The organism is Neorhizobium populisoli (assembly GCF_019430945.1).
GTDB classification, from domain to species: Bacteria; Pseudomonadota; Alphaproteobacteria; order Rhizobiales; family Rhizobiaceae; genus Neorhizobium; species Neorhizobium populisoli.
The window spans coordinates 1-7,411 of sequence record NZ_JAHYCB010000042.1 but is presented as its reverse complement, the minus strand read 5'-3'; the positions used below and the strand labels follow the sequence as shown (position 1 = coordinate 7,411).

The following is a 7,411-nucleotide window of genomic DNA, read 5'->3' as shown; positions in this document are numbered from 1 at the left end:
CATACGAGGATATCGTCGATCATTGCTGCTACGCTTGGCGAACACTGCAGGACCGACCGTGGAAGATAATGTCGATCGGAAGGCGCAACTGGGCACAAGGGTTCTGATCAATGACGGTTGGTATAAGTCGGAATAACCTGCAACAATATGCGCGATTGGTGCGACGAGGCTGGCCTGCCGCGGTGCTCGACGCATGGTCTTCGAAAAGCCGAAGCCACGATGGCAGCCGAGAACGGCGCGACCGACAATGAACTTATGGCGACCTTCGGCTGGACCACAAAAAAACAGACGGCGCACTATACGAAAACGGCGAGCCGGAAGAAGCTCGCCGCGTCAGGAATTACGAAATTAAAGCTAGAACAAACTAGCACAGAAATTTGTCCCACCCCCGAAGGGGTTGATAAAAGTGGGACAAAAACCGTGAAAAAATTGAGCTAAATCAATGCTCGAAAAATGGAATGGTGCCCAGAAGAGGACTAGAAAAATCGGCCTATCTAATTGAAATCATGAAGATTGGGCGAGTTTGATTTTGCGCCATACCAACAAATCAAAATGCCTGTCTCGGTTGCCTGTCCTTTTCTCTAACTTTTTGGATTATCCCCAATAAAGTCAGGCGCCCTTGCGGATTGCGGCATCGATCCGGCCGAATTCCTTGCCTTCGACCATCGCGAAGATGCAAGAGCCGCCGGAACGGTCTGCCCACAACTCGCCGATAAGCCGCTTCTCCTTCGCGTCGTCGGCGCTTGCGATGTGCGAACCTTTGTACTCTATCACCAGGACGCGCCCGTCGGAAAGCAGGGCGACGAAATCGGGATAGAACTTATCCGTTGCCGTCTGAAGCCAGAACGAATTCGGCTGTTGGGATGTATTGCGCACCCATGCCTTCACTTCCGGCATTCGCTCCAGATAGACCGCGCATTCGTGTTCCTCGCCAATCGGCTCCAGATCGCCGATCACGCGGAACAAATGCTTCTTGAAGTCCGTCCGCCCTTTGTAGGGTTCGCGATAGGCATAGCGGCTTTCCTCGAAGACAAGCTTCAGTTCGGCGCTTGTCTTGAAGTCCAGCCCGCCTTGCGGGATCAGCGCCTGTTGAAAGGCTTGGGTTTCGCGTCCGTCACGGTGCTTCGCGATCACTTTCACCAGCGCTTCGACAAGCCGGAATTTCGCCCGCGCCAAGGCTTCGAGCGACATGCCGGTTTGTGCGGAAACCAAGTCCAGCGCCTTGGCAATGAAGAGCGTCGAGGAAATGCGGGTAATGTCGCGTCGGGCCGTGAAGGGAAGCCGACGGTCAAGCCAGTTCACCAGCGCATTCTTCGTCCAGCCGCGTTCCTGAAGGTTGAGCATCAACTGTTCGTGCAGGTCGGTGACAAACTCAACATTGACATGGCCGGATTGATCCACGTCGACATGCGCTTCGTCGCGCGCTTGTCTTGGCGGAACGAAGAAGTCCATGATTTGCGCCGGATCGTCGTTTTCGAGCTTCCAGGGAATGTCGAGGAAGTGCCCACGATCGAAGAGCTGCAGACCGCGGGCGGTTTTGACCGCAAGGCGCGGCACCGCAAAGCGGATGGCGTCCTGTTCATCGCCGGTCGATTTCAGCCGCGCGCCGCGTGACTTGTGCACCAGCGCTTCGACCATGCCGGCAGCAGCATCGGGCAAGGCCAGAAGCAGCGCCGTCCTGTCGTAGTCGGTGAGCGCGCCGCGCGCCCGGATCACCTGTCTTTCCGCATCGAATTCGACACGACCGCCGGTCAGGGTGTGAATGTTCTTCTCGAAGGCTTGGAAGTCCAGTTCGAACGGAACGGCTTCTTCATGAAGATGTGCCAGCCCGCCCGGCTCCAGCCCCTGCAGCGGCTCGGCAACGGCCCGCACCAGCGCTTGCGCTTCGACGCGCTCGAAGCCGTTGTTGACAAGCCCGTCACGAAGCGTGTTTGCGGCGTTCTGAAAGCTCGTCGTCGTGGCGAAGGCAAAGGCCCGGTTCAGGTCTTCATGGTGCTTGCGCTTGGCGTGGGGCAGGCGAAGCACGCGGCCCAGAAGCTGTTCCACCGCCCGCGCCGATTTCTGCTCGGCAACCGAACACAGCACATAGGCGAAGGAACAATCCCAGCCCTCTTTCAGCGCTTGTTGGGTGATGATGAAGCGCACCGTGCAATTGCGGTCGAACAGATCGACGCCATCAAGGCCTTTGCTGTCGCCGGTCGCAATCACGATATGCTCTTCCGGCACGCGGAAATCGTCGATCAGAAGCTTCTTCACTTCGTCGGCGTGCAGCGTCGTCTTGTCCTTCGAACGCGGTTCGGCCTGAAGCAGCATCACCGGCCGGACGAATTCGCCGGTGATGTTCTCTTCGGCCCGCGCCGTGGCCGAAAGCTCGTCAAGCCAGGCCATGGCGTCGCTGATCGTGTCGCGCGGATCGGCCCGTCCGCGAAGGATCACCGGCAGCTTGATCATCTCTTCGGCCTTGAGTTCCGCCGCCGAGACATGGTGCAGCACATTCGAGGCGTAGATGCCTTTTTCCGGCTTGTGCTCGTCCGGCGTGACCGGCGTTGCAGTCAGCTCCACGATCAGCGAGGGGGAAAGCCGGCCCAGCGTATCGAAGGAAAGGTCGGTGCGGGCATTGTGTGCCTCGTCGACGATCACCATGGGCCGGCGCATGCGCAGCACGTTGGCAAGCGACGGCAGCGGATCACCGGAGGGCCCGGCTTCGAGGATGGCGCGCTGCTCGTTGGCGATGCCGCTGAAATGGTCCATCAGCTCGCCATTGGCCTCGTAGACCTTGCGACCTTCGGTCTTTTCCACGCGGAAGGCTTGGATCGTCGCGACGATCACCACGGCGCCGCCGTCATAATCGGCGCGCTTGGCATAGAGCGCATCCTGAATGGTCGTGACGCGAACATTCTCGCCGAAGCGGTCGGCGAGCGCCCGCCGGTTCGGATGCGCCCGGTTGGAAAGCGTCGCCAGCGTCTGTTCGCGGATCGTGTCGGAAGGCACCAGCCAAAGCACGGTCGGATTGTCGCAACGCAGAAAGGCATCGGCCGCAATCGCGATGCTGTGCGCGGCGAGGATCGTCTTGCCGCCGCCGGTCGGCACGCGAAGGCAGACGTAAGGAAGGCCCGGCAATCCCGGCGGCTGATAGAAAGCCCGCTTCGTCAGGGCATAGAAGGCCGTATCGGCGTCATTCAGCTCCACCGTCTTTTCGAGAAAGCGGCGAAGGCTGGCAAGCGTCTGGAGCTGATAGTTTTTCAGGGAGAACACGGGTAACGCCATTTTCAGATCCCCTCGATCTGGTAGGGGATCTGCTTGAAGGTGACGCCCAGCGCCGAAAGCCGGTCGTCCGGCACCGTGCAGCCCTCGGCATAGACGATCCGCGCGCCGGTAAAATCCGCCGCCGGCAATGGCAACGCTTCGAGCACGACGCCGGTCAGCACATTGCCCGCCTGTTCGCGCGCCACGCCCACGGCCTCGGCCGAATGTAGCAGATAGATCGCCCGGTTCTGGAATTTGCCGATCAGCGGCGATGCGCCGTCGGCCCGCTTGGGGATCGGCGAGCCGGTTTCGCAGAAGAAGACATGCGCGGCAAGATCGGGATAGGTGACGGCCGGCGAGACATTGCCGTCGGCATCGAACAACGGTTCGCCAAGAGTGCAGAAGCGGAAGCCGCCGCCGGTTCCTTCGACTTCTCTTTTGTCTCCCTTTTTCAGGTCGACGCTAAAGCCGTCAATAACCCGTTTCAGCCGCTCGCGAGTAATGCTGTCGGCGATATCTTTGTCCATCTCAACGAGAATAAACCGGCAGTCTAAGCCCCTTTTTTTCAAATTAAGTGCAGCATGACCGGACGTCCCACTTCCGGCAAAGGAATCGAGAAAAAGACAAGGCTCATCAGCGGCTTGCTCGAAGAACCTAGCAACCAACTCTGAAGGCTTGGGGAAGTCGAAGACTTGGCCTCCAAATATGCGGCGGATTTCGTCAGAGCCATCTGACGTGTGGATATCGTCGATAACTGAGGAAATTCCCATGAACTGCTGAAGAAGATCGTCTTTGAATTTTTTCTCTCTAGGACGTCCGTCAGGATTTTTCGGGAACAGAATACGCCCCTCGGAAATAAGAAGCTCCATTCGATCACGTCCGTAACGCCATCCTTTATCGGGAGCTGGCGGATATGAGTTTCCGGTGCTCGGATCAACGATATCGTAGTGCAAGTTTGGTCGCTGTTGTGGGTTAGCGAGGCCGAGGATGCTCCGACTCATCCATAAGCCTCTAGGATCATTGTCGGGATTGCTAAACTTGCTTTCGTCGCGCTCCGTGCCACGCAGACGTGCCATCTCGCTAGCGCGATAGACCAAGATATACTCGTGATCGTTTGATACATTGGTGGTGCTGCGACTATCAAGAAATTTTCGACTCTTCCAAACGAAGCATGCGACGAAGTATCGCTGGCCAAATATTTCATCCATTAGCAGTCTGGTTTTTGCTAATTCTACATCGTCTATACTGACGATTATGAAGCCGTCTTCGTCGAGAAACTCTTTAAGCAGCCGCAAGCGCGGATACATCATGCACAGCCACTTGTCGTGGCGGGACAGGTCTTCCGCTTCCTTGCCCACCACGCTACCGAGCCAGGCGCGGATTTCCGGGGAGTTCACATTGTCGTTGTAGACCCAGCTTTCATTGCCGGTGTTGTAGGGCGGATCGATATAGATGCACTTCACCTTGCCGGCGTAATAGGGCAGGAGCGCCTTCAGTGCTTCTAGATTGTCGCCCTGCACCAGCAGATTGCCGGCATCCGGATCGCCATGGCTCTTGTCTCTGTCGCAATGGATTAGTCGGTAAGGAACATCGCGATGGTGGTTAACGACGGCTTTCTTGCCGATCCAGTCGAGTGTTGGCATGCGCTGCTGCTCCGATTTCCCATTTCAACTTGTTGCTAACCCAGGCCGACGGTAACCGAAACACAAGAAATGAGTGTGTACGACGGATTATGCAATGGAGGCATGAGATGCAATCATTAATGTGGCGGCGTTTAACGCTGACTGAGTTTCGGGCAATGAATGGGAAAGCGGCTCCGGGAGGTGGTGGCGGCGGCGCCATGCACATTTCATTAGGAAAGGACGGGGCGCAATTCCCAATCAAGCGTTTTCTTGAGTCCGGAAACTCAACGACGTGGTCCGTGGAGACACCAGCCTTCAAAGGCAATGCGCAGAATACAGAGCTCACATTTGCTGGAAATCCTAATCGGCGTGGCGGCGAATGGCTCATTCGTGATCAATTCACCCACCGGCATCCGATATGGTCTGGGGCGAACGGTTTCCCGAAGGTGTATGACCCGCAGGACCCTCCATATATATTCGTTGCGAAAGTTGGAAAAAGATTCGCAGTGAGTTGGGCAACGGAAGCTTCATTAAGAGCGATCCCCACGACACCAGCGCGAATATTGACAGCTGCAAAGGGCGTCGTGGACGTCAGCGCTAATTTCTTGGAGAGGCTGGGCATAGTTCCAGCAAAAGTCGCAGATGAATTTGATTGTGCGCCAACGCCAGAGCTCGATTTTGACCCCGCTAGCCTAGCGGATGCTCGTAAACGGGTGTTCGCATCAATTCATCAGCGCCAAGGGCAAGGAGCGTTTAGGCGAAAAGTCCTGCTGGCCTATAACAAACAATGCGCGTTAACGGGAAGCGACGTATCATATACTTTGGATGCAGCGCACATCGTTCCCTACAAAGGAAAAAAGACTAATACGGTTAGCAACGGGATATTGCTTCGAACCGATGTGCACAACCTCTTTGACATCGGTCTAATAGGCATCGATCCCGACACCTACCGCGTGCGCATAGGAGGAGAGATTGGCAAGTCACTGTATGCCGAGTTGGACAATAAGAAAATTGCTCTGCCGATCGACCAGAAGAAATGGCCGGCTAAGGCCTATCTGGCGTTTCATTTTGACCGATGCCGCTTTTAACCAGGGCGCTGTTGATGGAGGAAACAAGAGCGGACATCTTTGTTAATAGATCGTCTGAAGTCTGACCTTCACTGTCGGGTTTGGACCTGAGATGGCCAATGATATCCGCCTGGCGGTTGGTCGCAACCGCGCCATAACTGTTGAACGTTGTCATCACCCGCTCATGGCCAAGATTCTGGCTCCAGGCCTTGAACTCTTCGGGCGTGCGGCAGCGTTGTTCACCCAGCATGGCGAGCGTGTTTCGCAGGCTGTGCGGATTGGCATAGGGCAGGCCCGCCGCCTCGAAGGCAGTTCTGAAGATGCGCCGGATGGCGGATGCGTTCTTCCAGTGATCGCGCGAAAGCCCGGCGGCACCGAACAGGCCGGCATTGGTGGGCGCGACCTTGGTTGATGGAAACAACGGATCATCCGGGCCGAACCATAGCTTGCCTCCCAAGTGGTCGATCCAATCGCCAAGTACCGCTTCGAGGTCTTCGCCGACGGGGAAGAAGAAGGTCTTGAAGGTCTTGCGGCTTTTCGTCCTCACGTCGCGCGCATCCTGAAACACGCTTCGCGCTTCAAGATCGACATGCTTCAGCCGGAACGACGCCACCGCATTGTCGCGCGCGCCGGTCAGAAGCGTGAAGGCGACAATTGCCCTGTCGCGCTTCTCCACGTCGCTGCCGACCGGCATGGCGAAGATCACGCGCCGGACCTGCTCCACCGTCGGCACCTTCTTTTCTCGCCGCGCAGTGGCAATGCGGCTGTCATTGGCGCTCGGATTGAAATAGTCCGCATCGGCATAGGAAATTCGCGACTTATAGCCCGATTGGCCGGCAAGCCAGAAGACGAAGGCCTTGAGTGCCATCAGCCGCGAATAGGTCGTAGCCTTGGACAGCGGCCGGTTTTGACGTTGCGCTGTTGGTAGAGGTGAGCCTTGAAGCCCTTGGCCCTCTCAATATGAAACTTGGCAAAATCCTGATAATTCGAATACTGCTCGAAAGCCGCGATAGATGCCGCGACAAGATCCACGCTGCTCACGTCCATCCGCCTCGCTTCCTTCAGATAATCGAAATAGCGGCGCTTGATCCGCTCGTCTTTCGGGTGGTGCTTTTTCATCTCTTCAGCTCCTTCTCGAAGTGATCATTGCAACGGGGATTGCCCATCTCGTTTAAGCGTGGATCACCTTGTGGAAATGAAACCGCTGCTTGGCGTTCCAGAAGAGCCAGCTTCGAAGCGCTGAAGTTCTTGTGCATGATCGTCTCGCAATCATCGCAGATCGCGCTGAGCTGCCCGCTAGAGCGGTTCCCTTTCATGCTGGATCGTATCCGCAGGAACTGAAGTAGTTCCGGGCTTCCTTTGGCTCGATGAGTTCTATGCTCTTTCCGATCCTGTCCCACAGTCCTGTTACGGTTCTCTCTGCAGCTTTGCGCAGCAGTGCCTTCAGCTTGGAGAAGGCCTTCTCTATGGGATTGA

The 7,411-nt window shown here is 56.7% G+C and carries 7 protein-coding genes and 1 pseudogene; 2 read left to right on the top strand and 6 right to left on the bottom strand.

What is annotated here, in order from left to right; translation table 11 throughout:
- The first annotated feature begins 147 nt into the window (after positions 1 to 147).
- Entirely contained in the window at positions 148 to 438 is a 291-nt protein-coding gene (locus tag KX729_RS33220) for a site-specific integrase (RefSeq protein ID WP_376776124.1), read from the top strand.
- Positions 439 to 609: 171 nt separating this feature from the next.
- On the opposite strand, the gene KX729_RS33215 is transcribed toward KX729_RS33220, so the two are convergent.
- On the bottom strand, positions 610 to 3,267 hold the full coding sequence (locus KX729_RS33215; protein ID WP_219746686.1) for a DEAD/DEAH box helicase: 2,658 nt from the start codon (positions 3,265 to 3,267) through the stop codon (positions 610 to 612).
- Between the two features lie 2 nt (positions 3,268 to 3,269).
- A complete protein-coding gene (locus KX729_RS33210) occupies positions 3,270 to 4,889 on the bottom strand; it encodes a site-specific DNA-methyltransferase (protein ID WP_219746685.1) in 1,620 nt (539 codons plus the stop codon).
- A 107-nt stretch (positions 4,890 to 4,996) separates the two neighbouring features.
- On the opposite strand from KX729_RS33210, the gene KX729_RS33205 reads away from it, so the two are divergent.
- Positions 4,997 to 5,956 carry an HNH endonuclease gene (locus KX729_RS33205; RefSeq protein ID WP_219746684.1) on the top strand — a complete coding sequence of 320 codons (960 nt, stop codon included), beginning with the start codon at positions 4,997 to 4,999 and terminating at the stop codon, positions 5,954 to 5,956.
- On the opposite strand, the gene KX729_RS34180 is transcribed toward KX729_RS33205, so the two are convergent.
- From KX729_RS34180 to KX729_RS33190, 4 genes and pseudogenes are all read right to left on the bottom strand, one after another.
- Positions 5,913 to 6,659, bottom strand: a complete 747-nt coding sequence (locus KX729_RS34180) for a tyrosine-type recombinase/integrase (RefSeq protein ID WP_312993546.1) — start codon at positions 6,657 to 6,659, stop codon at positions 5,913 to 5,915. The two genes, KX729_RS33205 and KX729_RS34180, sit on opposite strands and share 44 nt — an antisense overlap.
- A gap of 143 nt (positions 6,660 to 6,802) precedes the next feature.
- Positions 6,803 to 7,054, bottom strand: a complete 252-nt coding sequence (locus KX729_RS34175) for a hypothetical protein (protein ID WP_246618057.1) — start codon at positions 7,052 to 7,054, stop codon at positions 6,803 to 6,805.
- Positions 7,051 to 7,251, bottom strand: coding sequence for a hypothetical protein (locus tag KX729_RS33195; protein ID WP_219746683.1), 201 nt, complete (start codon positions 7,249 to 7,251; stop codon positions 7,051 to 7,053). The genes KX729_RS34175 and KX729_RS33195 overlap by 4 nt, the downstream gene beginning before the upstream one ends.
- Positions 7,248 to 7,411 (bottom strand): annotated as a pseudogene (locus KX729_RS33190) (IS630 family transposase); the annotation flags it as partial. The pseudogene KX729_RS33190 and the gene KX729_RS33195, both read right to left, overlap by 4 nt.

What these genes read in the sequence shown, in the direction of transcription:
- KX729_RS33210 (WP_219746685.1), bottom strand. Translation starts at nt 4,889, where the DNA reads ATGCCAACACTCGACTGGATCGGCAAGAAAGCCGTCGTTAACCACCAT.
- KX729_RS34175 (WP_246618057.1), bottom strand. Translation starts at nt 7,054, where the DNA reads ATGAAAAAGCACCACCCGAAAGACGAGCGGATCAAGCGCCGCTATTTC.
- KX729_RS33205 (WP_219746684.1), top strand. Translation starts at nt 4,997, where the DNA reads ATGCAATCATTAATGTGGCGGCGTTTAACGCTGACTGAGTTTCGGGCA.
- KX729_RS33220 (WP_376776124.1), top strand. Translation starts at nt 148, where the DNA reads ATGCGCGATTGGTGCGACGAGGCTGGCCTGCCGCGGTGCTCGACGCAT.
- KX729_RS33215 (WP_219746686.1), bottom strand. Translation starts at nt 3,267, where the DNA reads ATGGCGTTACCCGTGTTCTCCCTGAAAAACTATCAGCTCCAGACGCTT.
- KX729_RS33195 (WP_219746683.1), bottom strand. Translation starts at nt 7,251, where the DNA reads ATGAAAGGGAACCGCTCTAGCGGGCAGCTCAGCGCGATCTGCGATGAT.